Origin of the sequence: Paraburkholderia sp. LEh10, assembly GCF_017814945.1 — a bacterium.
Lineage (GTDB): Bacteria > Pseudomonadota > Gammaproteobacteria > Burkholderiales > Burkholderiaceae > Paraburkholderia.
The window spans coordinates 296,240-321,237 of record NZ_JAGIPX010000001.1 but is presented as its reverse complement, the minus strand read 5'-3'; the positions used below and the strand labels follow the sequence as shown (position 1 = coordinate 321,237).

At 63.2% G+C, this 24,998-nt stretch carries 20 protein-coding genes and 1 riboswitch; of the genes, 6 read left to right on the top strand and 14 right to left on the bottom strand.

Translation table 11 applies throughout. The annotated features are described in order from the left end of the window. Positions 1-4 precede the first annotated feature (4 nt). From uca to J8I87_RS01480, 7 genes are all read right to left on the bottom strand, one after another. Entirely contained in the window at positions 5-3,616 is a 3,612-nt protein-coding gene (gene uca, locus J8I87_RS01510) for an urea carboxylase (protein WP_209929657.1), read from the bottom strand. A 93-nt stretch (positions 3,617-3,709) separates the two neighbouring features. Beyond that, positions 3,710-3,847 (bottom strand): hypothetical protein, encoded by a 138-nt coding sequence (locus tag J8I87_RS01505; RefSeq protein ID WP_209929656.1) that lies wholly within the window; start codon positions 3,845-3,847, stop codon positions 3,710-3,712. After that, positions 3,838-4,482 (bottom strand): urea amidolyase associated protein UAAP2, encoded by a 645-nt coding sequence (locus tag J8I87_RS01500; RefSeq protein WP_209929655.1) that lies wholly within the window; start codon positions 4,480-4,482, stop codon positions 3,838-3,840. The genes J8I87_RS01505 and J8I87_RS01500 overlap by 10 nt, the downstream gene beginning before the upstream one ends. A 16-nt stretch (positions 4,483-4,498) precedes the next feature. Beyond that, positions 4,499-5,206: an urea amidolyase associated protein UAAP1 gene (locus J8I87_RS01495; RefSeq protein WP_209929654.1), complete on the bottom strand. Its 708-nt coding sequence runs from the start codon at positions 5,204-5,206 to the stop codon at positions 4,499-4,501. A gap of 36 nt (positions 5,207-5,242) precedes the next feature. Continuing rightward, complete coding sequence (locus tag J8I87_RS01490; RefSeq protein ID WP_209929653.1) at positions 5,243-6,016, bottom strand: ABC transporter ATP-binding protein; 774 nt, start codon at positions 6,014-6,016, stop codon at positions 5,243-5,245. Beyond that, on the bottom strand, positions 6,013-6,828 hold the full coding sequence (locus J8I87_RS01485) for an ABC transporter permease (RefSeq protein WP_209929652.1): 816 nt from the start codon (positions 6,826-6,828) through the stop codon (positions 6,013-6,015). Before J8I87_RS01485 ends, J8I87_RS01490 begins: the two co-directional genes overlap by 4 nt. Positions 6,829-6,858: 30 nt before the next feature. Next, the gene (locus J8I87_RS01480; protein ID WP_209929712.1) at positions 6,859-7,926 is read right to left on the bottom strand and encodes a putative urea ABC transporter substrate-binding protein; all 1,068 of its coding nucleotides are present in this window, start codon (positions 7,924-7,926) and stop codon (positions 6,859-6,861) included. Positions 7,927-7,983: 57 nt separating this feature from the next. Next, positions 7,984-8,103: riboswitch (guanidine-I (ykkC/yxkD leader) on the bottom strand. An 813-nt stretch (positions 8,104-8,916) separates the two neighbouring features. On the opposite strand from J8I87_RS01480, the gene J8I87_RS01475 reads away from it, so the two are divergent. Continuing rightward, on the top strand, positions 8,917-9,324 hold the full coding sequence (locus tag J8I87_RS01475) for an OsmC family protein (RefSeq protein ID WP_209929651.1): 408 nt from the start codon (positions 8,917-8,919) through the stop codon (positions 9,322-9,324). Positions 9,325-9,851: 527 nt separating this feature from the next. Here J8I87_RS01475 and J8I87_RS01470 read toward each other — a convergent pair. The 3 genes from J8I87_RS01470 to J8I87_RS01460 form a co-directional block, all read right to left on the bottom strand. Continuing rightward, positions 9,852-10,874, bottom strand: a complete 1,023-nt coding sequence (locus J8I87_RS01470) for a porin (RefSeq protein ID WP_209929650.1) — start codon at positions 10,872-10,874, stop codon at positions 9,852-9,854. Between the two features lie 132 nt (positions 10,875-11,006). Continuing rightward, positions 11,007-12,482, bottom strand: a complete 1,476-nt coding sequence (locus J8I87_RS01465; RefSeq protein WP_209929649.1) for an NCS1 family nucleobase:cation symporter-1 — start codon at positions 12,480-12,482, stop codon at positions 11,007-11,009. 54 nt (positions 12,483-12,536) lie between these two features. Then, positions 12,537-13,811, bottom strand: a complete 1,275-nt coding sequence (locus tag J8I87_RS01460; protein WP_209929648.1) for a M20 family metallo-hydrolase — start codon at positions 13,809-13,811, stop codon at positions 12,537-12,539. A 439-nt stretch (positions 13,812-14,250) separates the two neighbouring features. On the opposite strand from J8I87_RS01460, the gene J8I87_RS01455 reads away from it, so the two are divergent. From J8I87_RS01455 to J8I87_RS01440, 4 genes are read left to right on the top strand one after another with little or no spacing between them, the layout of a single operon-like run. Beyond that, the gene (locus J8I87_RS01455) at positions 14,251-15,048 is read left to right on the top strand and encodes a GntR family transcriptional regulator (protein ID WP_209929647.1); all 798 of its coding nucleotides are present in this window, start codon (positions 14,251-14,253) and stop codon (positions 15,046-15,048) included. 49 nt (positions 15,049-15,097) lie between these two features. After that, complete coding sequence (puuE, locus tag J8I87_RS01450; RefSeq protein WP_209929646.1) at positions 15,098-16,042, top strand: allantoinase PuuE; 945 nt, start codon at positions 15,098-15,100, stop codon at positions 16,040-16,042. Between the two features lie 20 nt (positions 16,043-16,062). Next, a complete protein-coding gene (locus J8I87_RS01445; RefSeq protein WP_209929645.1) occupies positions 16,063-17,304 on the top strand; it encodes a M20/M25/M40 family metallo-hydrolase in 1,242 nt (413 codons plus the stop codon). A 22-nt stretch (positions 17,305-17,326) separates the two neighbouring features. Next, on the top strand, positions 17,327-18,688 hold the full coding sequence (locus tag J8I87_RS01440) for an MmgE/PrpD family protein (protein ID WP_209929644.1): 1,362 nt from the start codon (positions 17,327-17,329) through the stop codon (positions 18,686-18,688). 184 nt (positions 18,689-18,872) lie between these two features. Here the strand turns inward: J8I87_RS01440 and J8I87_RS01435 are convergent, their stop codons facing one another. From J8I87_RS01435 to J8I87_RS01420, 4 genes are all read right to left on the bottom strand, one after another. Continuing rightward, positions 18,873-20,213, bottom strand: a complete 1,341-nt coding sequence (locus J8I87_RS01435; protein ID WP_209929643.1) for an MFS transporter — start codon at positions 20,211-20,213, stop codon at positions 18,873-18,875. Between the two features lie 104 nt (positions 20,214-20,317). Next, on the bottom strand, positions 20,318-21,286 hold the full coding sequence (locus tag J8I87_RS01430; protein ID WP_209929642.1) for a nitronate monooxygenase family protein: 969 nt from the start codon (positions 21,284-21,286) through the stop codon (positions 20,318-20,320). A gap of 119 nt (positions 21,287-21,405) precedes the next feature. After that, entirely contained in the window at positions 21,406-22,644 is a 1,239-nt protein-coding gene (locus J8I87_RS01425; RefSeq protein ID WP_245253626.1) for a CaiB/BaiF CoA-transferase family protein, read from the bottom strand. Then, the gene (locus J8I87_RS01420) at positions 22,644-23,411 is read right to left on the bottom strand and encodes an enoyl-CoA hydratase/isomerase family protein (protein ID WP_209929641.1); all 768 of its coding nucleotides are present in this window, start codon (positions 23,409-23,411) and stop codon (positions 22,644-22,646) included. The genes J8I87_RS01425 and J8I87_RS01420 overlap by 1 nt, the downstream gene beginning before the upstream one ends. A gap of 698 nt (positions 23,412-24,109) precedes the next feature. Between J8I87_RS01420 and J8I87_RS01415 the strand changes: the two genes are divergently transcribed. After that, the gene (locus J8I87_RS01415) at positions 24,110-24,997 is read left to right on the top strand and encodes a 3-keto-5-aminohexanoate cleavage protein (protein ID WP_209929640.1); all 888 of its coding nucleotides are present in this window, start codon (positions 24,110-24,112) and stop codon (positions 24,995-24,997) included. The last annotated feature ends 1 nt before the right edge of the window (position 24,998 follow it).

Here is a 24,998-nt window from a genome sequence, read left to right as displayed (position 1 = left end):
TGGTTCAAGCGTGCTGTTCGATCACGACGACGCGTTGCCCCGCGCGCACAGGCGAGCCCGGCGCCACGTGAATCTCGCCGACTGTGCCCGCGCATGGCGCGATCACCGAAATCTCCATCTTCATCGATTCGATCACGAGCAGCACGTCGCCCGCTTCGACGGTCGCGCCCGTCTCGACGCGCACTTGCCACAAGTTGCCCGCGATTTCGCTATCGACGGCAATCTGGCCGTCCGTGAGCGGCGCAATCTCGGCATCGGCGGAAGTGGGCGGTTCGAGCGCGTCTTCGTTGCTGCCCGCTTCGTGCCAGCGCTGCCGTTCGGCCTGAAACGCGCGTTGCTGGCGCGCGCGGAACTGCGCGATATCGTCCGCGTCGCGTTCGAGAAAAGCCTGATAGTCGGCGAGCGAGAGTTCGGTTTCTTCGATCCGCAACGGATAGCGCCCGAGCGGAAACGCCTCGCGGATGCGCAGCAGTTCGTCGGCGGACACTTCGTAGAAGCGGATCTGGTCGAAAAAGCGCAACAGGTACGGGCGCCCCGCGAAATCCGCGACGTCGCGATAGCGGTTCCACATTTGCAGCGTGCGTCCGACGAACTGATAGCCGCCCGGCCCTTCCATACCGTACACGCACAGATACGCGCCGCCGATGCCGACCGAGTTCTCCGCGGTCCACGTGCGAGCCGGGTTGTACTTCGTCGTCACGAGACGATGGCGCGGATCGAGCGGCGTCGCGACGGGCGCGCCGAGATACACGTCGCCGAGGCCCATCACGAGATAACTCGCATCGAACACGATGCGCTTCACGGCATCGATCGAGTCGAGGTCGTTGATGCGGCGGATGAACTCCAGATTGCTCGGGCACCACGGCGCATCCTTGCGCACGGTGGTCATGTACTTGTCGATCGCAAGCTGGCACGCCGGATCATCCCACGACAACGGCAGATGCACGATACGCGACGGCGCGCGCAGATCCTTTTGCAGCAGCACGCGCCGCCACGTCGACGACACGTGTTCGAGCAGCGCGGCAAGCGGCAGTTGCTCCGGCTGATAGTGCACCTGAAGCGAGCGGATGCCGGGCGTGAGATCGATCACGCCGGGCAATTGCAACGCTTCGAGCGATTGCATCAGCGCGTGGCCGCGAAAGCGCAGCACCAGATCGAGTTCGGGCGGTCCGATTTCGAGCAGCAGATGCGTATCGCCGGAAAGGCGCGCAACGAGCCGTTCATCGCCTTCGCCGACGTTCAGCACGATGGGCGATGGCAGCGTTGCGCCATCGCCGGGGTGAGGCAACCGTTCCTGTTCGTCGAGCGTTTCCAGTTCTTTGCCGCGTGCGAGGGCCGCCGCACGCGCGGTCGCGATGTCGACGGGAACGAAGCGCACCTTGTCGCCAGCCTTCAACTGGCCGATCTGCCACAGGTCGGCTTCGATGATCGTGACCGGGCACACGAAGCCGCCGAGGCTCGGTCCATCGGGGCCGAGAATCACGGGCATATCGCCCGTGAAATCGATAGCGCCCACCGCGTAGGGGTTGTCGTGAATGTTCGATGGATGCAACCCTGCTTCGCCGCCATCGGCGCGCGTCCATTCGGGCTTCGGACCGATGAGGCGCACGCCTGTGCGGCTCGAATTGAAGTGGATCTCCCAGTCCGTAGCGAGAAACTGTTCGATATAGCGCGCGCTGAAGTACTCGGGCGCGCCATGCGGACCATAGATCACGCGCAGTACACGCACGTCGTCCAGATGGTGCACGAGCGCGGCGGGCAACGTCGCGCCTGCTTCGCGGTCCACGAGTGGATGCAGATGCAGCACGTCGCCTGCACGCAGCGCGCGTCCGCCGTGGCCGCCGAACTGGCCGAGCGTGAACGTGCTGCGGCTGCCAAGATACTGCGCGACATCGAGACCGCCGCGCACGCACAAGTAGGCGCGGGCGCCCGCGCCGCGTATCGTGCCGAGCGCGAGCGTCGCACCGGCTGCGACGTAGAGCGTCGTGTTCATCGGCTGCGGCACTTCGTCGAGCGAGACAGGCAGCGTGGCGCCCGTGACGATCACGACAGCGTCGGTGTTGAAGCGCAACGTCGGTCCGCTCATCGTGATTTCGAGCGCGGCCGCTTGCGCATCGTTGCCCAGCAGCCGGTTGCCGAGGCGCAACGAGCGGTCGTCCATCGGACCGGAAGGCGGCACGCCGACGGCCCAATAGCCGGGACGTCCCGGGTAGTCCTGCACGGTGGTCTGCGTGCCGCCGCTCAGCACTTCGAATGTCGACGCGCGGTAGCGCAGGTGTTCGAGACAGCGCGTCCACGGCTGGCCGCTTGCGAACGGCGCGTCCGCCAGTATCTGGCGCAGATAGTCGCGGTTGGTCTCGACACCGTAGATGCGCGAGGCTTCGAGCGCGGCGTCGAGCGCGTGGCGCGCTGCGTCGCGTGTCGGCTGCCACGCGATCAGCTTTGCGAGCATGGGATCGAACCACGGCGGCACTTCACAACCCGCTTCGATCCATGTGTCGATGCGCAGTGCGCGGCCATCGGCGCAAGGAAACGACACTTCCGTCAGCAGGCCCGGACAGGGCTTGAAATCGCGGCCGGGATCTTCCGCATAGAGGCGCGCCTGGATCGCGTGGCCTTGCGGCTTCAGATCGCGCGACAGCACGTCGAGCGGCGCGAGCGTGCCCGCAGCGAGCTCGATCATCCAGCGCACCAGATCGACGCCCCATACCTGTTCGGTGACACCGTGCTCGACCTGGAGGCGCGTGTTCACTTCGAGAAAATAGAAGCGCGCGGCGTCGCTGTCGTAGACGAATTCGACCGTGCCCGCCGAGCGGTAGGCGACGGCTTGTGCCAGCCGGATGGCGGCATCGCACAGCGCGGCTTCGACGCCTTCGGGCAGATTGGGTGCAGGCGTCTCTTCGAGCACCTTCTGGTTGCGCCGCTGCACCGAGCAATCGCGAACGCCGAGCGCGATCGCCCCGCCCTTGCCGTCGCCGAATACCTGCACTTCGAGATGCCGCGCTTTTTCGATGTACTTTTCGAGGAACACGCCCGCATCGGAGAAGTTGTTCTGGCCAAGCCGCTTGACGTTGTCGAACTGCGCGGCCAGTTCGTCGGCGGCACGGCACACGCGCATGCCGATGCCGCCGCCGCCCGCGGTGCTCTTCAGCATCACCGGGTAGCCGACGCGCCCTGCCGCTTCGAGCGCGGCCTCGAGATCGTCCAGCAGGCCCGTGCCTTCGAGCATCGGCACGCCCTGTTCGGCGGCGATGGCGCGCGCCGTGTGCTTCAGGCCGAACGCGCGCAATTGCGCGGGCGTTGGGCCGATGAACGCGACGCCTGCGGCTTCGCAGGCTTCGGCGAAGGCCGCGTTCTCGGACAGAAAGCCGTAGCCGGGATGGATCGCCTGCACGCCTTCTTCGCGCGCGATGTCGAGCAGCTTGCCAATGTCGAGATAGGTGACGCTCGCCGCGCCGTCGCCGAGGCTGCGCGCCGTGCCCGCGAGACTGACATGGCGGCTCGCGCGATCCGCCTCGCTATAGACGGCCACGCCTTCGACGTGCAGGTCGCGCAGCGTGCGCAGAATGCGGCAGGCAATCGCGCCGCGATTCGCAATGAGGACTTTATCGAACATGAGTGGATGTTCAATGCGTGGGCGGGTCGTCCCGCCACGTGGGCATGCATGCCGAGGTCGTCCACGGCAGGTCGCGTCGGTTGCTCGCGATGTTCAGTGTTTCGTGTGCTGTTCTGCGGGCTTCGTCCGCGGCTTCGCCGGCGGCTTCGTCTGCAGCTTCGTCGTCACCAGGCGCTCCGCGCGGACTTTCATCATCGTGTAGAGCCACACGCGCAGCGTGCTCAGTTCCATATCGTCAGCTCCGCTGGAGTAGGGTTGTACGCGTTGCACGGATTGTTCAGTTGCGGGCAGTTCGAGATCAGCACGATCACGTCCATTTCAGCGCGCAATTCGACGTATTTGCCCGGCGCGGAAATGCCGTCTTCGAACGTCAGGCCACCCTCGGACGTCACGGGAACGTTCATGAAGAAGTTGATGTTGGCGGCGATGTCATGCTTCGACAGGCGGCCGTCGTGCGCGCAGGCGCGCAGGTAGTTGTCGCGGCAGCTGTGCATGTAGCGCTTTTCGAGCGCATAGCGCACGGTGTTGCTTTCCTGCGCGCAGGCGCCGCCGAGCGTGTCATGACGTCCACACGTATCGGCGACGATGGTCAACATCGGATTGCCGAGGTTCGAATAGAGCACGGTGCCTGTCGTCAGATAAAGGCTCTGCTGGCGGCGCAGCGTGCGTTGCGCGTCGTAGCGCTCGCGCGGATTCGCGAGGCGGTAGAAGAGCGTGTCGATGGCCTGATTGCCTTCGACGTCGCGAATACGCAGCGTCTGCCCCGCCTTCAGTTCCTTGAGCCACGGTTCGCCCGCGGGCAACGTTTCGCGGAAGATGGCATCGGCGGGATCACGCGTGCTGGCTGTGAGTGTGGTTGTCGTCATGGCGCGCATCGCTTGCTCAGAGAAAGAATCGTTCGGTATTGATGAAGCCGCGCGTGTTCTCGTCGCACGACGTGCGGCAGACTTCCGCCACTTGCGGATCGGCGGCGCGCAGCGCGAGCTTCACGGGCTTTGGTGCGTATTCCGGGTTCGGGTCGAGCGGATGCTGGATCGCCGTCAGCACGACGAGCGTGTTCATCGGCGCGTACAACTCGACGTAGTCGCCTGCCTTCGAATTGCCCTCGACGAATTTCATCGCGCCCGTATCGGTCACATCGACGCGGCTGAAAAGGTTGAGCGTCATCAGCAGATCGGCGATGCCGAGCCCCCATTTGCCGAGTTCGACGAGCAGGTTGTCGGTGCCGTTGCGATAGAACGCGTTGCGCAGTTCCTGATAGCGGCCCTGGCCGTATTTCTCCCGCACTTCGGCGGCATTGGAGACACCCGCGAGACTGTCGTGCCAGCCGCACGTATCTGCGACGATCGCGGCGAGCACGCGGCCCATGTCGGAATAGATGCAATGACCTTTGGTCAGCTTCGCGGTGTGCTGGCACTTCAGCGTGTCGGGCAGATTCAGCCGTTCGCTTTTCTCGGCGGCGTTGAAGAGCAGCATGCTGACGTTCGCGCCGCCGCGCACGTCGGTGACGCGCAGCAACTGGCCGCGCTTGAGTATCAACGACGCGTGGCCGCCACCGGGCACGGTTTCGTCGAGCAGTGTTTCGTTCATGTCGTGTCCTTGATTCGTTTGCATCGTTTGCACGGTTCATGCGGGCACGGCAAGCAGCGGCGCAATCGCCGTGGCCGCCTGCGGCTCGCGCACGCCGTTGCGTTCGAGCGGAATGTCGTAGGTGATGCGCGCGCCATAAGCCTGCGGCGCTTGAGGATCGATGCGCACCTTGTCGAACACCAGCACACGGCTGCCGAGGGTGAAGCCCTCTTTCAGGTCGTGCGTGACCATGAAGACGGTCAGCCGCGCTTCGCGCCACAGCGCGCTCAGCAATTCATGCATGTCGCGGCGGATGCCGGGGTCGAGCGCGCCGAAGGGTTCGTCGAGCAGCAGCACGCGCGGCTTCATCACGAGCGCCTGCGCAAGCGCGAGACGCTGCTGCATGCCGCCCGACAACTGATGCGGGTACTTGTCGAGCGAATCGGCAAGGCCGACGCGTGCGAGCATCGCGACGGCTTCATCGCGCGCGCGGCGGCGGCGCGCGCCGAACAGCCGCCCTGTGATGGGTGCGTGCGGCAGTTCGAGTCCAAGCATCACGTTGCGCAGCACGGTGAGATGCGGAAATACCGAATAACGCTGAAACACCACGCCGCGATGCGGGTCCGGCTCCGCCGGCAGCGGTTCGCCGTCGAGCAGGATCTGGCCGCGTGTCGGACGTTCCTGGCCGAGCAGCAGCCGCAGAAACGTCGACTTGCCGCAGCCCGACGCACCGACCATCGAACAGAACTCGCCTTCCGCAATGCGCAGATTGAGCCGCTCCAGCACGACCTGATCGCCGTACTGCTTCCACAGGTTGCGGATTTCGATCATGCGCGGCCTCCGTTGTACCAGGGGAATGCCCATTGCGTGAGACGGCGCAGCGCTTCGTCGATGAACCACGCGAGCAGCGTGATCCACGCGACGTAAGGCAGGATCACATCCATCGCGAGATAGCGGCGCACGAGAAAGATGCGATAGCCGAGGCCGTCGGTCGAAGCAATCGCTTCCGCCGCGATCAGGAACAGCCACGCCGAGGTCAGTGCGAGACGCAATGCGATCAGAAGGCGCGGCAGCAGTTGCGGCACGATCACCCGCAGGATCAGTGTCCAGCTCGACGCACCGAGCGTTTGCGCCTTGATCCACAGCTCCTCGGGAATCTCGCGCGTGCGCTGTTGCAGATCGCGGATCATCATCGGCGTGATGCCGATCACAATCAGCACGACCTTCGACAACTCGTCCAGGCCGAACACGATGAAGAGAATCGGCAGTACCGCGAGCGGGGGAATCATCGATATCACGGTGATGAACGGCGACAGCGTGGCGCCCGCGAGCGGAATGCTGCCCGTCGCGATGCCGAACACGAGCCCGATTGCAGCGCTGGCGACGAGCCCGATGCCGAGCCGCTTCATGCTCGACACCGTGTCCTCCCACATCACGTATTCGCCCGTGCGCTTGTCCTGAGTGAACGCGTATTCGCGCAGCGCGTCCGTCATCTGCGTGGCGCCCGGCAGCAGCTTGTCGTCGGGGTTCGCTTGCAGCCGCAGCGACGAGCCCGTGAAATACACCGCGACGAGCACGATGAAGGGCAGCAGCAACAGCATCAGACTGCCGGTGCGGCCGGGATGTCGGTTGATGAGCCGCATGGGCCTCTCCTGCTCAGATTGACGCGGCGTTCACAGCTTGCCTTGTGCGGCGAGGCGCACATAGGTCGGATCGAAACGCAGCTTCAGGTTGCTCTTGCTGCCGACGACCACGTTGTTGTCGAACGCCATGCCGACCGCGCCCGAATTCGACGCGCCCTTGCCGAGCAGGCCATGATCGAACGAGAACTGCGCGACGCGCGTCATGATCTTCGGCATGTTCGGGCTGGTCGCGAAGTCGAGCGCCTGTTGCGGCGTGTAGAAGAGCGCCGTGGTCGACAGTTGCGCCTTATAGCCCGCGAGGTCCGTGCCCGAGGCCTTGGCCATCGACGCGAGCGCGGCCTGGCTGTCGGGCGAAGTGCCGTGCATCGTCTGCACGATTTCGAACCATGCGCCCGTGAGCGCCTTGCCGAGCGCGGGGTTGTCCTGAAGCGTCTTCGTGTTGACGACCATCATGTCCATGATCTCGCCAGGAATCTTGCTCGAGTCGAACACTTCGCTGACGTTGGGCTTCGCCTTCAGGTCGGCGAGCATCGGGTTCCACGTGACAGCGTTGTGGACGGCGGGCGTGGCGAACGCGCCGGAAATGTCGGCGTCGGACGTGTTGACGGTCTTGATGTCGCGCTCGCTCATGCCCGCCGATTCGAGCGCGCGAGCCAGCAGATAGTGCGAGACGGAGAGTTCGACGAGATTGACGGACTGGCCTTTGAGATCGGCGACCTTCTTGCCCGCGCCCTTGATGAGCACGCCGTCGTTGCCGTTCGAATAGTCGCTGACGATCAGCGCCGTGCTATCCACGCCTCCCGTTGCCGGAATGGTGAGCGCGTCCATGTTGGTCATCGCGCAGCCATCGAACTTGCCGGCCGTGTACTGGTTGATCGATTCGATGTAGTCGTTCAGCTGCACGACGTCGACATTGATGCCGTACTTCTTCGCCCATTTGGACATGATGCCTTGGGTCTTCGCGTAGCCCCACGGCATCCAGCCAGCGTAGATGGTCCAGCAGACCTTGAAGTCCTTTCTGGCCTGAGCGAATGAGGGTGTGGAAATGCAGAGGGAGAGAGCGACGGCGGCAGCGGCGAAAAGACGGAGCTTGCGCATGAGGTTGACCTCGCAGGGACGGTTATCGACGGCAGGAGCGGCGCGACGCATCGCGTTCTCTCCCGGGCTTTTGTCCCGCCGTGTAACCTCGATGAGGTCGACAACTCTCGGACCAGCGTCGCGCATCGAATGCTGTTGTCGCATCGAGACGGGACCGGAACCCTAGTCGTCCATTTGCCAGATTGTGACTGCTAAACCGGATGCTGCACCGGCTCCTGTGCGTCATAAAGCGATAAGCGTGCCATCGCCGTCGATACGGATGTTCGCGGTATCGATTGGGCAACCCGTGCACAAGCTTGATGCGCAGTCTCGATACGCATGGGCGTTCAAGCACTAATCGAGTGCTTTCTGCCCGGCATCCGGCAGTTGCGCGGCCCCGCTCGCGCTCTTATCGGAAAGCGCCGTCCGCACCAGTCGGTTAGCTTTTGCTAGCGCCTCTTCCGCCACATCGGACACACCGACTTCATTCAGGATTGTGGAAGCGCGGCGATCCAACGATCCCGTTGCTCGCTTTCGATTGGCTGGACTTTCACGATCGGCTGGGTGCGCTGCCGCCGACCCCTGCCGTCTAACGAGCAGTCAGATGCGTCTATCAGCGAAGACGTCTCCGCTCTCGTCCATGCACAACAAAGCCCCATCGCGGATTCAATGCGAGCCAGGCTGTCTGTGAATGGCGCGCTCTTTGGCTCACAAGGCACAACTCTGGGCGCCACGGTTGGAGTCCGGCACTCGTTCTAGCCGGTCTGCCTCTTCATCATCGTGCGGAATATGGCTGTGATTTCGTCTTGAATCTCGACAGCTCGCGACTCCACGCCACGCATTCCGTGGAGTTACCAAACGCACTCTGGGACGGCGACTGCCTCAGAATGAGGCGTAGCATTACCGCACATGCAAGCAAGGAGCCGGTGCATCGCATGTGCCCGGCGAAGCCGGAAGCATCACGCCATTCAACTGACGCGCGCGATATCACGCCACGCCTTGGAGTTACTCATGCCGCTCGCCTCCGCTACTGCTCACCTTGCGGCCGACGCGCCCGACTATCTCGTCGCCATCGAGGCCGGACGCCACCCGCTGACGGGCGACGAAGGCCCCCACGAAGGCGGCCAGGATCGCGGCCCCGCGCCATTCGCGTTCGTGCTGTCCGGGCTTGCCGCGTGCACAGCCGCAACGCTGCGCATGTACATGCAGCGCAAGACGTGGCCGTCCGCCACGATCGCCGTTGCGGTCAGCCTTCATGCCGATCATGACGGGATCCAGTACATCCGCCGCGATGTAGCGGTTGGAGGATCGCTTGAAGAGGCGCAACGCGCGCGCCTTGCCGAAATCTGCGAAAGGACGCCCGTCACGCTCTTCATCAAGCGCGGCACGCGCATCGACACGACGCTGAGCATGACGTGACGCAAGCGTCAGTGCCAATCGCGATGTATATCGAGCGGTCAACCAAAGCCGAGCTAGGTGTTCTAGGGCGTCCGGCGGCTTTCGCGCTGGAGGCGACGTCTGAACGTCTCATCAAACCTCCGAACAAGTGGGTGTCTGCTCGCACGAAGACGGAGCCCACCGATAACGCGTCAATCCGCTATCTGCGGTAAACGGCTGCTTTCGGAAGCGGATCGGCCGGTTGAGTGACCATTTGATCGTGCGGGCGAATGTCTGGAACTTGGCCGGCAAGCGCGCGCCCACCGGCCGTGAGGCGGTCACACTTCAGTTTGCTCTGCCACTTTTCAAGCCTCGCTAGATCGATCGAATTTTCCGATTGATCGACGCGATATTGCGGCTTGTTCCCGCGCTTCGCCTGATCCAGACTTGCCACTCGTACTACGCGAAGGAGTAAAGCATGATCGATCAAGCGACGCTGGAGACTCACCGCAACGCGCTGACAGAAATCCGGCTCAATGGGTTCCGGGAAAGGACTCAGAGAGGCGCGTTCAGAATCCGTGTCGTATCCCGACGTTCAGAACGACCTGGCTTTGGCCGGGCATTCCATCCCCGTAGAACGATTCCGCCGATAGATCATGGTTCTTCAGCAAGCCGACGTTGGTGAAGACGCCGGTGCGCTTGCTGAGGCTGTAATCGGCGGTCAAACGCAGAAACGAGGCGCTGTCCGAGGTTCCAGCGCGCTTTCTGAGCACGGCGTCGCCGGCCAACACGAGTGCCGGCGTAACCGTGTAGTCGAGCCCGACACCGTACACCATCGCACGACTGAAGGTTCCGTCGCCCAGGGGATAACGGCTGTTGGCGTAGCCGCCGCGCACCCGTACCGCTCCAAAGGAGTAGTTCGCACCGATTTCCCAAAGCTCGGAGGCAAAGGGTGCGACGGCGTCATTGCGCTTGTGGTACACCGCGCCGAAATTGAAGGGGCCGTTGCCATAGGCGAGAGCCGCTTCCACAACCTGATTCGCACCGCGGCTGCCTGGGACACCACCGGGGGCGTAGAGCGCCGATGCCTGCAAGCCGGCGATGGTCGGCGTCTTGTACTTGATGGCGTTGTCGACCAGGTCGCTGACCTCGTCGAACCCGGTTAGCCGGAACACCGAGAGGTTGTAGCCGCCACGGAAGAAGCTGCCGACCATCGTGTCATCGCTCAGGTTCCATTGCCGGCCCAGCGTGACCGAGCCGAATTTGCCGTTCAGGCCGACCCAGGAGCCGCGGTTGAAGAGAGCCGTTCCCGCGAGTTGTCCATTGGGCGTGTCGAACCCCGCCTCGAGTTTGTAGATGGCGCTCAGTCCGCTGCCGAGGTCCTCGCTTCCCGTCAATCCGAAGCGGGATGTGCCCTGGGAAATGCCGTCACCCATCATGAATTGCGTGCCGGACTTTCCGGTCGACCGATCGTAGACCTGACTCGCGGACACCAGACCGGTGTCGATGAAGCCATAAAGCGTCGCATTGCTTTGCGCGCTTGCTGCCTGGAATGAAATAAGGAGTACAGACGTAATCAAGATTTTTTTCATGGTGAATCGCATAGGGTTAAGCAGCAGCCAGCGCTGCGCAAGCTGGCTTGCGCAGCGCTGGCTGGCTGGCTGGTCGAATGAATCGGAGGCAGCGCGCCGTGGCCGGGCGCTACCGGGATAGGCGCCGGACGGCTATTCGCCCGTATGGGAGGCGACGATGGGGGTTCGTTGCGAGACATGCAGGCGCCGCCTCGCAAGCGTGGTGTAGAGCAGACCGCCCGCGGCTGCCGAGATGAACCAGTTGAACGGACCCACGAAACTGAGCGCGGGCACGAGACTGATGATCATCGAGAGCAGCGCCGAAGGGATCAGCGCACCGACCGCCAGGAGATTCCAGCCGCCCGTGTAGTAATAGGAGCCGGTGCGCGAATCCGAGTACAGATCATCGCGCTTGATCTGCTGACGTTTGACCAGATAATAGTCGGCCACCATGATGCCGTAGAGCGGGCCGAGCACGCCGCCGATCGTGCCCACGAAGAAGTTGATCGCCGTCGGCGAGCCGTAGAAGTGCCACGGCATCGTGAGCAGGACAATGCCGCCGCCAATCAGGCCGCCCTTGCGGAAGGTGATCTTCGAGGGGGCGACGTTAGCGAGGTCGAAGGCCGCAGACACGAAGTTCGCCACGATGTTGACGCCGATTGCGGCGATGATGAACGTCATCGAGCCGAGCGCGATCGCCGTGCTGTTGTCGATGCGGCCGACCACTTCGATCGGGTCCATGATCGCCTCGCCGAATACGGCGGTCGTTCCGGACGTGACTATCACCGTGACGATCGAGAACAGCATCCAGTTGATCGGCAGGCCGAGCAGATTGCCTCGCTTCATGTCGCGCGCCGTCGGCGTGTAGCGCGTGAAATCGCCGAAGTTCAGCAGCAGCGTCGAGAAGTAGCTGACGATCAGCGCCGCGACCTTGATCATCTCGGTTACGACTTCCGGCGTGCTCAGGGTTTTCTTCGTCAGGCTCAGTCCGATATTGCCGAGGCCGGCCTTCGAAACGATCCAGATGGCCAGCACGAACATCACGACGTACACGGCGGGGCCAGCCCAGTCGATGAACGATCGAACCGTCTCCATCCCCTTGTAGAACAGCAGCAACTGCAATCCCCACATGACGAGGTAGCATCCCCAGCCGAGTGGCGACAGCCCGACAAAGCCGTGCTGTAGGGTCGCGAGGGGCTGCAGCGACGGGAAGAAGCGAAGCAGCACGATCTGCAGAGACACGGATGCGAGGTAGGTCTGAACGCCATACCAGACGATGGCCATCGTGGCGCGCATCAAGGCGGGCAGATTGGCGCCGAACACTCCGAAGGACATGCGCGCGGCGACCGGAAAGGGAATGCCGAGGCGCTGGCTCGGCTTGCCCATCAGATTGATGAACAGAAAGACGAGCAGAATGCCCGCGAGCATGCCGGTAAGTACCTGCCATCCGGTCAGACCGGTCGCGAACAGGGCTGCCGCGAACACATAAGTGCCGACGTTGTGGACGTCGGTCATCCATAGGGCAAAGAGGTTATAGGTTTTCCAGTTTCGCTTTTCCTCCGGAACTGGAGCCAGATCTTCGTTGTAGAGACGAGGGCTGTAGGCACTCGGGACAGATTCGCGTTCCATTTGGCTTTCCTTGGTGGTCACCAGGCTATCTCTCGGGCTTTCGGGGGCGAGGGCTTATCGTCCGGCGAGCGTGACGAGTGCGTCGCAGAGGACTTGCGCCCCTGCGGCCAGGTCTGCGGGGCTCGCGTTCTCGGCTTCGTTGTGGCTAATGCCTCTTTCGCACGGAACGAAGATCATGCCCGTCGAGCACAGCTTGAACATGTTCTGCGCGTCGTGGCCCGCGCCTGAGTAAATCTCCATGAACGGGTGATCGAGGCCGCGCGCGGCGTCGCGCACGGCGGCGAATGCGTCGCCGTCGAAACGGATCGGGGTTTCGCGCGAGATCTCGGTGAGCGTCGCGACGCAGGGCTGGGCATGCTCGTGGAGCAGTCCGGCGATGGCGTCGCCGCGCTCGACGAGCGCCCGCTCATCCGGATGCCGAAAGTCGATCGTGAACTCGACCTGCGACGGCACAACCGCGAGCGAATTGGGCAGGACATTGAAGCGCCCCACGGTGAAACGGACGATGTCGTCCGGATCGGCCATCAGATGGCTCAAAGCCCCAATGACGCGGTTCGCGGCCATCAGCGCGTCCTTGCGGCTCGCTTGCGGCGCCGTGCCAGCATGCGCGGCCTCGCCTTCGATCCGCACGACGAAACGGCGCCAGCCCTGGATGCCGGTCACGACACCGACGCGTTTGCCCCGCGCTTCGAGGATCGGCCCCTGCTCGATGTGCGCTTCGAGATAGGCGTCCGGCACGACGCCGAGCGCGCGGCGCGGCGTCGGTCCGAGCGTTTGCCGCGCGCGCAGCACTTCGTCGCGCACGGAAATGCCGTCGCGGTCCTTGATGTCGAGAAGACTTTCCAGACGATCGGGAAACGCGTAGGCCTTCGATCCCATCAACGAGTGCTCGAAGCGGGCGCCTTCCTCGTTGGTCCAGCCGACGATCTCGATGGGGCGCCAGGTTTCTATCCCAGCCGCATCGATTGCCTGCAGCGCCTCGAGTCCCGCCAGGACGCCGTAGATGCCGTCGAATCGACCGCCCTTGGGTTGCGAGTCGATATGCGAGCCGGTCATCACGGGCGGCAGATCGTTGCGCCGCCCCGGGCGGCGGATGTAGACGTTTGCGATATCGTCCATCGCGAATTCGAAGCCGCTCTCCCACGCCCAGTCGCGCAGCAGGGCGCGCGCTTCGATGTCCTCGGTACTCAAGGCAAGGCGCGTGACGCCGCCGACGGCAGTGCCGCCGAGTTTGGCCATGGCGACGTGTCGCTGCCACAGGCGGTCGGCGTCGACGAACGATGAGGGGCGCACGGTGGCGGCTTGTGCGGGAATGGTAGGGCTATCCATGGACTTCGACTCCTCGTGTCTTCAGATTGAGAACGCAAGTTGCGTTGGGAATGGAGCGGGTCGCTGCTCCGGAGGTGCAAACCTTTTATACGAACAATGATGCGTTGATAAAAGTACAAACAAGCTTGCATACGAGTACAGCAAGAGGAAAAGAAGAAGTCAAACTCAAACGTATTAGGGGAAACGCGTATCACGGGAAAGATGCCTGGGCCGTCAGGACGGGAATCCGCCCTGCCGGGCAAGCGCGAGAGGGGATGTGGCTCTGCCGCGGCGGTAACTGCTTATACTGCTGGGACGGCATGGCTCGGGCGGCCTGGCCCCCAATTGCGCCTGCGGGCGTTGCAGAGTGAGCGGTTCAGGAATAGCCAAAGGGACAGGGTCGTTGCTAGAAATTCAGTTTACTTTGTATTTTTATTGTGTAAGATAAAAGGACAGTTAAATGAGCAAAGACGAGACGATGAAGCCGAAGAAGGACCCTGCGGTAGGCAAGGCGGCGACGGCTCGCCGCAAGCGCGAACCGGAGGTAAGCGAGGAGTTCGACGAGCTGGATGTCGCGGACGATTCGCCGAGCGACACCTTCATGCATTCACAGATCCTCGCCGCGATCATCGAGCGGCGCTTGCCGGCCGGCACGAAGCTGCCGGAGGAGTCGCTGGCGCAGGCCTTCGGCGTGAGCCGCACGCGTGTGCGCAAGGTGCTCAACCGGCTGGTGCTGGAGAAGATCGTGGTCTTGACGCGCAATAAGGGCGCGTCGGTGGCCGAGCCAGACCTGAACGATCTGCGCGAGGTTTTCTCGGCGCGCAGGTTGGTGGAGGTGGGCCCCGTGCGGATGCTGTGCCAGCACGCGCAGCGCCAGCAGATCGACGAGCTCAAGCAACTGGTGGCGCAGGAGGAACAGGCGCGTCTGCGCGGCGACACCGTGAGCGCGCTGAAGCTCTCCGGCGGATTTCACCTGAAGATCGCCCAGGCGGCCGGCAATCGCATCGTCGCCGATTTATTGGGCGTGCTTATTTCGAGGACGACGCTACTGGTATCGGATTTCCATCCCGATGTCCGGGGCCTTTGCGATATCCACGATCACCAGCGCATTTTCCAGGCGATCGAATCGGGCGACGCCAACGTCGCCGTGCAATTGATGGATGAGCATTTGCTGGCCATCGAGCAATCGACCCAGCGCGATCGCGATCAGGTCAACGACATCAACCTGGTCGAGCTTTTCAGCCAGGTGCGCGAGTAGGCAAGGCGTACGCACCGGTGTTCCTTTCACGAGAGACAAGGAGACTTTTATGAGCGCGCAATATCCGAGGCAAATGTTCGGCTACGGCCCGCACGGCCCGGGGATGAACTGGCCCGACGGGGCACGCGTCGCGGTTCAGATCGTCGTCAATTACGAGGAAGGCGGCGAAAACTGCGTGCTGCACGGCGATCGGGCATCCGAAACGTTTCTCTCGGAGATCATCGGTGCGCAACCGGTGGTCGGCGCGCGCCACGCCAACATGGAGTCGCTTTACGAGTACGGTAGCCGCCGCGGGTTCTGGCGGCTGCTGCGGGTGCTGACCGAGCGCAACATTCCGGCCACCGTGTTCGGCGTCGCGATGGCGCTCGAGCGCAATCCGCACGCGGTCGAGGCCATGATGGACGCCCAATGGGAGATTGCCTCGCACGGCTATCGCTGGATCGATTATCAGCACTTCCCGGAAGCCGAGGAAGTCGAGCACATGATGCGGGCGATCGAGATCCAGAAGCGCCTGACCGGCAAGCGCCCGCTCGGCTGGTACACGGGGCGAAGCTCGCCCAACACGCGCAGGCTCGTGGCGGCCGAAGGGGGATTCCGCTACAGCGCCGACAGCTATGCCGACGACTTCCCTTACTGGGAGGAATACGACGGCCGCGCACTGCTGGTCGTGCCGTACACGCTGGACGTCAACGATGCGCGCTTCGTGACCAACCAGGGATACAACAGCGGCGAACAGTTCTTCCAGTACCTGAAGGACGCCTTCGACACCCATTACGCGGAGGGCGCACGCGATCCGCAGATCATGTCGATCGGCCTGCATTGCCGGCTCATCGGACGTCCGGCTCGCTTGCCTTCACTCGAACGATTTCTCGACTATGCGCAGCGGCATTCGGGCGTCTGGTTTTGTCGCCGCATCGACATCGCCGAGCACTGCCACCGCGCGTTGCCCTGCCAGCCGCAACTGATCGTCAATACCGACCAGACGCCTGCCTGATTCCCACCACGGACCCATCCATGAATAGCACCATTACCGCCGCCATTTCGCAGTTTCTCGACCAACACGCCGAGGAGCAGATCGACTTTCTGCGCGCCCTCGTGCGCACGCCGGCCGACAACCCGCCCGGCGATTGCGCGCCGCATGCACAGCTTACGGCGACGCTGCTGGAGCACCTGGGCTTTCAGGTCGAGTGCCATCCGGTTCCGCCCGCGCTGTGCGCCGACCACAGCATGCGTAGCGCGACCAACCTGATTGCCCGCACGGTGTTCGGCCCAGGCCCCGTCGTTGCGCTGAGCGCGCACGGTGACGCGGTCCGGCCCGGCGACGGATGGTCCTTCGATCCCTATGGCGGTGAGATCGCCGATGGATACCTGTATGGTCGCGGCGCGGCGGTCTCGAAGTCCGATATCGCTACGTATGCCTATGCGATCCTCGCGCTCAAGGCCTTGTCGCCGATGCCCGGCGGCACGCTCGAGCTGCACGTCACCTATGACGAGGAAGCCGGCGGCTACATCGGTCCCAGACGCCTGCTGGACGAGGGCCTGACGCGGCCCGATTACGCGATCTGTCCGGGGTTTTCCTATGACGTGGTGACAGGGCACGACGGCGTCCTGCATCTCGAAGTGACCGTTGCCGGCAAGTCGGCGCATGCGGCGTGGCCGGAAACGGGCTTCGATGCACTGGAGGCCGCGACGCGCGTACTCGACGCCCTGTATCAGCATCGAAAGGGGTACCGGAATATCCGCTCGGGCGTGCCCGGCATCGAGTCGCCGACGCTCGTGGTTGGCTTGATCCAGGGCGGCATCAATACGAACGTCGTGCCGGACAAGGTGACGTTCCGTCTGGACCGGCGCATGATCCCCGAGGAGCGTCCTGGCGAGGTCGAGGCTGCGCTGTGCGAGGTGATCGACGGGGCGGTCAAGACGTGTCCGGGCATTAAGGTCGACGTCGCGCGCCTGATCGTGGCTCATCCGCTCGTGCCTACGGAAGCGTCGATGCAGATGGCGGACGTGCTCAAGCGTCATGCGTCGGAGGTCTTTGAAACGTCAGTGGGCACGTGCGGCGTGCCGCTTTACACCGACGCCCGCCACTATGCGTCGGCGGGCGTGCCGACCATTCTCTACGGCACGGGTCCGAAGGACCCGTTGGACGCCAACGTCCATCGCGCCAACGAGCGTATCCGCGTTTCGGACTTGCGCCAGGCGACGGAAGTCGTTGCGCGTTTCGTCTACGACTGGCTGTCCGGCGTGCGCGCCTGACTGGAACGGGGAGACAGACAGGATGAGTTCAGTCGACACACCGCGCGCCATGGCGCGCCTCGGCGAATTTGCCGCTTCACTTCGCGATGGCGATATTCCCGTTGCGGTGCGGCAGCATGCGGCCGTGGTTCTCGCCGACACGGTCGGCGCGTGCATGGCGGGCGCAAGGGCGCCGGAACTGCATGCGCTCATCGCTAATGCGCCGCCCGGCAGTGCATTGATGCTCGGAACAGGCGCGCGCACGATTCCGGGTCACGCGGCGCTGTTCAACGGCGCGGCAGGGACCTGGGTCGAACTCGACGAAGGGCACTACGGTTCGGGCGGCCATCCCGCTATCCACGTGACTCCGGCTGCGCTCGCCGTGGCCGAACAACGCGCTGCCAGCGGCGCGGCGCTGATCACGGCGCTGGTGCTGGGCTACGAAGTCGCCGCCCGCATCGGCGCCGCGAGCCGACTGCGGCCGGAAGTGCATCCGCATGGTACGTGGGGCGGATGCGGGGGCGCATTGGCTGCGGGCAAACTACTCGGTTTCGACGAGGAGCAGTCGACGCGCGTGCTGGCAATCAGCGCGTCGACCGCGCTCGCGACGAGCCGGCAGGCGCCGCTCGAAGGCGGGACCATCCGGAATCTCTATGCCGGGATTGCTGGCGCAAATGCCTTGCTCTGCTGTACGTTGACTGAAGCAGGCGTAACGGGAGGCTCGCACGATCTCGAAACGATATTCGGCCGCGTTCTCGGCGAACGGTTCGACGAGGGCAAGCTTGTCGAAGGGTTGGGAAGTCACTGGATGGTTACGGAGAACTTCATGAAGCGCCACGCGTGCTGCCGGGATACGCAGGGCGCGCTCGAAGCCTTGAACGTTGCCCTGGCGCCCTCGACGTGGCACCCGAAGCTGTTTCGGCGCGTACGGGAGATACGGCTTTATGTTCCGCCCGCCGCACGTGCAATGGACAACGTCGAGCCGGTCAATACGATCGCAGCGAAGTTTTCCATTCCGTTCGTGGTGGCGACGTGGCTGTATCACGGTCATGCCGATATCGAGGCGTTCGAGGCGCAGGCCGTCGCCAACGCCGACATCCGGTCGTTGGCGCGACGTGTTTCATTGGTCGTCCTGTCTTCAGGCGATCCGGCGGATGCGTTGCGCACGCGCATTGAAATGACACTCGACAACGGTGAAATCCTCCGTGGCGAGGCGGCCCGCTATATGGGTGATTTCGACCGCCCCTTTGCGCCAGACGTCCTGCCCACCAAGTTTGCCCGTCTGACTGCCAGCTACTGGAAACAGGAAGAAGCGAGACAGACGTTCGAGGCGATCACGCGCTGCGATGAGATCGCGGACATTCGTGAATTGACGGGAAGCCGGTTACAGGTGCAATGCTCCTGATCCTGTGATGTCTGCTGGTATTGGGCCGTGAACCTTCATTCCCGCTGCGTCCCGGCCTGACGTGCGCGTCCGCCTCGGCTCGACGGACTGAGCGGCCGTGCCTGGCAAGCGCGAAGCGATCAGGCTTCCGTACGGCCAAAAGTGCCTGAAACAACGGGTTTTTGCTTCGCGCGCGAAGCGAACGTCAATCTCCGACGAGCGGCTGGCCGGCAGTCTCCCGCGTCAACCAGGTCGCAACCACGGAAACAAGCGCAAAAACGATCAGCATCAGCGCCGGCGCATGGACCCGGCCGATGATGGGAATGAGCCACGTGGCGAGGTACGGCGCGGGGCCCGCGGCAATCATCGATCCGAGGTTGTAGCCGAGACTGACGCCACTCGAACGGACACGCGTCGGGAACTGCTCGCAGTAAGTTGCGAACGCGATGCTCAACCAGATCGCGAGTATCTGGCCGAGTACGATTTGCGCAATCGCGGCGGTCGTAACGGACCATGGCATGACGAGAAACGCGGGGTACGCTCCCAATGCCGTGCCAATGAAGGAGATGAGCAGCAGCGGACGCCTGCCGAACCGGTCCGACAATCGCGCCCACACCGGTATCGCGAGCATGCAACCGAGCAGCATCAGCGTGGTCGACCAGGCCGCGCCCGTGCGCGACATCAGGTGTTCGCGCAGGAAGTACGTCGGCATATAGGCGATCGTGATGTAGAACAGCATCAGCCCGCCGAGCGACAAACCGCAGACGGTCATTACTTCACGCAGGTTGTCTCGCAAGATCGTCAGCGCGGGCATGCGCTCCAGCTTGCCGCTTTCCTCGGCGCGGGTGAATGCCTTCGACTCCTCCATGCGCGAGCGCAACACGAGCGTGACGACGCCCAACGGCAATGAAACGAGAAACGGCAGGCGCCACGCCCACGCGGAAAGCGTCGCGGCATCGAACGCCGTATGCACGAAAGCACTCGTCGCCGCGCCCAGCAAGGTGCCCGCCGTCGCGCCCATGCTTACGAGCCCGCAGAGATAACCACGCGAATGCGCGGGCGCGACCTCGATCACGTAAGCTGCCGCGCCGCCGGGCTCGCCGCCTGCCGACAGGCCCTGGATGCAACGCAGAGCGAGCAGCAATAGCGGCGCCGCCACGCCGATCTGCGCATACGACGGAACGCAGCCGATCAACGCGCTCGCCAGCGCCATGCCGCCCACCGACAGCCCGAGTGCAGGCCGCCGGCCGATCCGGTCGCCGATATGCCCGAGCAGGATGCCGCCGAGCGGCCGCATCACGAACGAAACGCCGAAGATGACGAAGGTATAGAGAAGCGCACTGGTCGGGTTTTGCGCCGGAAAGAAGGTGTCGGCGATTACCGTGGCAAAGAACGCATAGAGGCTGAAGTCGAAGTACTCGACCAGCGTTCCAAAGCCGCTCGCCAGCACCGCTTTGCGCAGCCGCTGCCGATCGCTTGCCGTGCGCTCGTGACCGCCTTCGGTTGCGCTCGCACCGGCGTGTGCCGTGTGTATCGTGTTGCTCATATCTGTCTCCACTTGCGTGAGTACGGTCAGCGCGTCGACTAACCGTACCTGCTCGATGTGCTGCTCATGAATGCGCGTTGCGCCGAGATCCGCCTTGCGCCCCGTCAGGTTGGGAGCGACAGACGGCGACGCGCGTGGTCATATTCCGCCTTGAATCGATCGATCAGATCGGCGGCAGGAACGATCTCCTTGATCGCGCCGATTCCCTGCCCGGCGCCCCATACATCTCGCCAGACCTTGTATCGCGCGCTGCTACCCGAACCAAAGCTCATCTTCGAAGCATCGGATTCGGGCAGATCGTCGGGATCGAGGCCGGCCGCGACGATGCTCTTGCGCAGATAGTTGCCATGCACGCCGGAGAACAGGTTCGTGTAGACGATGTCGGATGCTGCGCCTTCGACAATGGCCCGCTTGTAGCCTTCGGCGGCGTTCGCTTCTTCAGTGGCGATGAACGCGCTGCCCACATAGGCAAGGTCGGCGCCCGTCGCTTGCGCCGCAAGAATCGCATTGCCGCCGGCAATTGCGCCCGACAGCAACAACGGTCCATCGAACCACTCGCGGATCTCCTGCACAAGTGCGAACGGCGATGTCACGCCGGCATGGCCGCCGGCGCCCGCGGCGACCGCAATGAGGCCGTCCGCGCCCTTCTCGATGGCCTTACGCGCGAAGGTATCGTTGATCACATCATGGAGAACGATCCCGCCCCAGCGATGCACGGCATCGTTGATTTCCTGCCGCGCGCCCAGCGACGTAATGACGACCGGCACCTTGTACTTCTCGCACACCGCCATATCCGTTTCGAGCCGATCGTTCGACTTGTGAACGATCTGATTCACGGCGTACGGCGCGCATGGGTGCTCAGGATGCTCCGCGTCATGTTCCGCCAAAGCGGTGGTAATCCTGTCGAGCCATTCGTCGAGCGCGCCCTCCGGGCGTGCATTGAGCGCGGGAAACGAACCCACGACGCCCGCCTTGCATTGCGCAATGACCAGGTCCGGGTTCGAGATGATAAAAAGTGGCGATGCGACGACAGGAATCGAAAGCCGATTCGCGAGAACTGGCGGTAATGGCATGAACTGCCTCCGAAGCTATTGCAATAGCGGATTGGATGATGCGAGGTTCGCGAGGCACACACTGTCTGTGCACATGCACTTGAATCAGAGAACCACGTGCCTCATTACCCTCAATAGAATCAGACTTCGTCGAATGCACCACGCGGTGTGCGCCGGCTCAACAAAACGCCCCGCTTTCTGAGCGACTGAATCACGGCTGGATCGATATTGCGTTCCGCGAGCAACTCGACGTTGTGTTCGCCCTGAAATGCGGGAACGCCCGGTGGCGGCAAAGTTGCGCCGCTGAAACGCCACGGCGGCCCAGGCATCCTCAACGTGCCTCCCGCCCGGTCGTCGACATCGACGATTGCGCCCCAATGTTTGGCCCACTCCGATTCGGCCAGCTCGTTCGTGCTGCGCACGACGCCGATCGCCAGCCCTCGCTCGCTGACCTGCGCCTGCAGTTCATCCAGATCGTTGAACGTCAGAATCCACGCGCGCACTTCGGCCAGCAGCGCATCGAGATTCTGCCTGCGCAGGTTCGCCGTTGCGAAGCGCGGATCCGTCAAGAGATCCGTGCGGCGCATCATCGAACAGTAGCTGACGAATACGGGCGAATAGATGGGGCTCGCCGCGATCGTCACATGACGGCCGTCCGGCAGATGGAAGATGTGCGACTCCGGCGCGCTCAACGCGGGCGGCTCGCCATTGCCGTCGATACCCGACAGTTGCTCGGCCGCCCGCTCATTGACTGCGAGCATCGTCGCCGCCATCGCTACGTCGACGTGCTGGCCTTCGCCCGTCCGGTTCCGCTGCTGCAGCGCCGCGAGAACGGCGATCACACCGTGCAGGCCCATGTACACGTCGCCATGACTGCACGCGTCGTTTCGCAATGCGTCATCATCGAAGCCATAGTGGTCACGCAGGATGTCGGTCAGCCCGGTCTCCGCCTGAACCGTCGGCGCATAGGCCGGCCGGTTTCGCCACGGACCCGTCTGACCATACCCGCTCATCGATACGTACACGACAGACGGGTTGAATTCCTTTACCTGTTCATACCCAAGGCCGAAGCGGCCCAGCGTGCCGGGGCGAAAGTTCTCGACGATCACATCGGCGTCGCGGCAGAGCCCGGCTGCGATCTCGCGTGCCTCCGGCCAGTTCAGGTCGAGACTGAGATTGCGTTTTCCCGCGTTTTGCTGCGCGTAATAGACGGACATGGTGCCGACTTGCGGAACGCCTATCCGCGAAGTATCGCCGCGCGGCGGCTCAATCTTGATCACTTCCGCGCCCAGATCGCGCAGCGTCTTGGTGCAGTGCGGACCCGCGAGTACACGCGTGAAGTCGATGATTTTCAGCCCTTCAAGTGGTGCGCCCATCATCAGTTCCCCTCGAACACGGCCGAACCCGGCCCTGTCTTTGCGAAGGCATCGAGACCGCGTTTCTGGTCCGCGCTCGCCCACATGACGTTGCTGATCTCGATCTGCTGCGCGTCCGCCGCAGCAATGCCGTTGCGCGCCGACAGATTCGCGAGCTGCTTGATGCCCCTGAGTGCAACGGTCGGGCCCGCCGCGAGCTGCCGCGCCCACGACATCGATACGGCAGGCAGCTCCGATTCCGCGGTCACGAGATTCACCACCCCCCAACGCTCAAGTACGGCAGGGTCATGCCGGCGTCCGAACATGCCCATTTCCTTCGCTCGCGCAGGGCCTACGCGCTGAGCGACGCGCTGCACGCCGCCGAGCAGCGGCAGCAGGCCGAGCGAGGCTTCTGCCATGCCGAAGAATGCCGTGTCGGCGGCCACGATCATGTCGCACGTCAGCGCGAGCTCGAAGCCACCGCCCAGCGCGCCCCCGTGCACCGCCGCGACCGTTGGAACCGGTACGTTTTCGAGCGAATCCAGCAGCGACTCGAACGAAGCCTGATCGTGTCGCCGTCCGCCGCCCTCGTCAAAGCCTCCGACATCGGCGCCAGCGCAGAAGTGGCGCATCGCGCTACGCAGCAGGATTGCTCGACAGCCCTCTTCTACTGCGCGTGTATATGCACCGATCAGATCGGTCATGAAGGTGTTCCCGATCAGATTGTGAGGCGGGTTCGACATGGTCACGACGCCGACCGCGCCATCCTTTTCAAATAAAACAGTGCTCATTTCTCGTCCTGCATGAGGGCCGTGGTGTTACCGGCAGGTTGATTACAGGTTCATCCCGGTCGATACGAGCGCGAGACGACAGGCATGGATGTGCGGCCTTTTGGAGATGCCGACGGAACCAATCCTAACGCCGTTAATATTGCGCTCAATATACGGGGATTCCCCTAGCAGCGAGTGATGGTTTTTGGCACAGACTGTCCGAAGGGCACTGCCAAAGGAATGGACGCGTCACGTCCGACAAATACGCGACTTTCCCTGCACGATACGAAGGTCTAGTGAAGTGGCGGAAAGACGTTCCTTCCTGGTCAAGACAGATCGGCCGACAATCCGTCTTGACGTCAATCATAACGATGTTAATATTTGCTCGGAAATTCGGACCATGCGCTGCGCAGGTCCACAAAGAAGGAGACGAAGCATGATTGACAAGACTATTCCCGCCGCGAAGGCCACTGCGCCCAGGCACTCATCCGTTGCATTTGCTTCACGTCCGCACATCACACTTCGTTTTGCGCCGCGTGCGCAGGCGATCTCGAACCGCGTGCAGAGAAAGGGGCGCAGTATCGCGTCAGCACAGCCGCGCGGCGCGGCAGCATACGGACGCTGCGCATGGCCGCCTCTGCACGCTCGCCACGCATGACGCGACGAGCAACAGCGCTTTCGATTCCATGTTCCGATCCATCTTCTGAGCGACCGCTACGATGAACAAGACAATTGTCACTTGTGCACTGACTGGAAACGGCGATACGCCGCGCCTCAACCCCGCAGTGCCCGTTACGCCGGCTCAAATCGCGAATGAGGCGATCGCGGCTTACGAGGCCGGCGCGAGCATTGCGCACATTCATGTGCGCGACCCGAAGACGGGTGCACCCAGTACGGAACTGGCGCTGTACGCGGAAGTCGTCTCGCGAATCCGCGAAAGCGGATGCCCGATCCTGATCAATCTGACGACGGGGCCGGGCGGCGGCTTCTATCCAAGCGATGAGGACCCGAACAAAGGCAGCAACGAAAGCACGATGATGACGCCTGAAGCGCGCGTCCAGCATGTGCTCGAATTGCGCCCGGAAATTTGCAGCCTCGATGTCGCGACAATGAACTTCGGCAAGCGCGCGTTCGTCAACGTGCCTGATCATCTGGTCAAGATGGCCAGGCTGGTCGAAAGCGCGGGCGTCAAGCCGGAAATCGAAGTGTTCGACCTCGGGCACGTGCGGCTCGCCCGCCATCTGATCGAAACGCAAGGTGTTCTAGAGGCGCCTCTGTTTCAACTTTGCCTCGGCGTGCCGTGGGGCGCGGATGCCGATACAGAGAGCCTTCTGATGATGAAGCGCTATCTGCCCGATGACGCGCGCTGGTCGGCGTTCGGCATTTCGCGAGCACAGTTTCCGATCGTTGCCCAAAGCGTGATTCTTGGCGGACATGTCCGCGTCGGCCTGGAAGACAACCTGTATCTCGGCAAAGGAGAACTTGCACCGGGCAATGCAGCGCTCGTCAAACGTGCCGTCGACATCATCACGAGCATGGGCGCCGAAGTCGCCACGCCCGATGAAGCCCGCTCGATACTCGGCTTGCAGCCTCGACGGCCGCATTGAT

Coding starts and splice junctions, on each gene's coding strand:
- uca (WP_209929657.1), bottom strand. CDS start 3,616: ATGTTCGATAAAGTCCTCATTGCGAATCGCGGCGCGATTGCCTGCCGC.
- J8I87_RS01505 (WP_209929656.1), bottom strand. CDS start 3,847: ATGGAACTGAGCACGCTGCGCGTGTGGCTCTACACGATGATGAAAGTC.
- J8I87_RS01500 (WP_209929655.1), bottom strand. CDS start 4,482: ATGACGACAACCACACTCACAGCCAGCACGCGTGATCCCGCCGATGCC.
- J8I87_RS01495 (WP_209929654.1), bottom strand. CDS start 5,206: ATGAACGAAACACTGCTCGACGAAACCGTGCCCGGTGGCGGCCACGCG.
- J8I87_RS01490 (WP_209929653.1), bottom strand. CDS start 6,016: ATGATCGAAATCCGCAACCTGTGGAAGCAGTACGGCGATCAGGTCGTG.
- J8I87_RS01485 (WP_209929652.1), bottom strand. CDS start 6,828: ATGCGGCTCATCAACCGACATCCCGGCCGCACCGGCAGTCTGATGCTG.
- J8I87_RS01480 (WP_209929712.1), bottom strand. CDS start 7,926: ATGCGCAAGCTCCGTCTTTTCGCCGCTGCCGCCGTCGCTCTCTCCCTC.
- J8I87_RS01475 (WP_209929651.1), top strand. CDS start 8,917: ATGCCGCTCGCCTCCGCTACTGCTCACCTTGCGGCCGACGCGCCCGAC.
- J8I87_RS01470 (WP_209929650.1), bottom strand. CDS start 10,874: ATGAAAAAAATCTTGATTACGTCTGTACTCCTTATTTCATTCCAGGCA.
- J8I87_RS01465 (WP_209929649.1), bottom strand. CDS start 12,482: ATGGAACGCGAATCTGTCCCGAGTGCCTACAGCCCTCGTCTCTACAAC.
- J8I87_RS01460 (WP_209929648.1), bottom strand. CDS start 13,811: ATGGATAGCCCTACCATTCCCGCACAAGCCGCCACCGTGCGCCCCTCA.
- J8I87_RS01455 (WP_209929647.1), top strand. CDS start 14,251: ATGAGCAAAGACGAGACGATGAAGCCGAAGAAGGACCCTGCGGTAGGC.
- puuE (WP_209929646.1), top strand. CDS start 15,098: ATGAGCGCGCAATATCCGAGGCAAATGTTCGGCTACGGCCCGCACGGC.
- J8I87_RS01445 (WP_209929645.1), top strand. CDS start 16,063: ATGAATAGCACCATTACCGCCGCCATTTCGCAGTTTCTCGACCAACAC.
- J8I87_RS01440 (WP_209929644.1), top strand. CDS start 17,327: ATGAGTTCAGTCGACACACCGCGCGCCATGGCGCGCCTCGGCGAATTT.
- J8I87_RS01435 (WP_209929643.1), bottom strand. CDS start 20,213: ATGAGCAACACGATACACACGGCACACGCCGGTGCGAGCGCAACCGAA.
- J8I87_RS01430 (WP_209929642.1), bottom strand. CDS start 21,286: ATGCCATTACCGCCAGTTCTCGCGAATCGGCTTTCGATTCCTGTCGTC.
- J8I87_RS01425 (WP_245253626.1), bottom strand. CDS start 22,644: ATGATGGGCGCACCACTTGAAGGGCTGAAAATCATCGACTTCACGCGT.
- J8I87_RS01420 (WP_209929641.1), bottom strand. CDS start 23,411: ATGAGCACTGTTTTATTTGAAAAGGATGGCGCGGTCGGCGTCGTGACC.
- J8I87_RS01415 (WP_209929640.1), top strand. CDS start 24,110: ATGAACAAGACAATTGTCACTTGTGCACTGACTGGAAACGGCGATACG.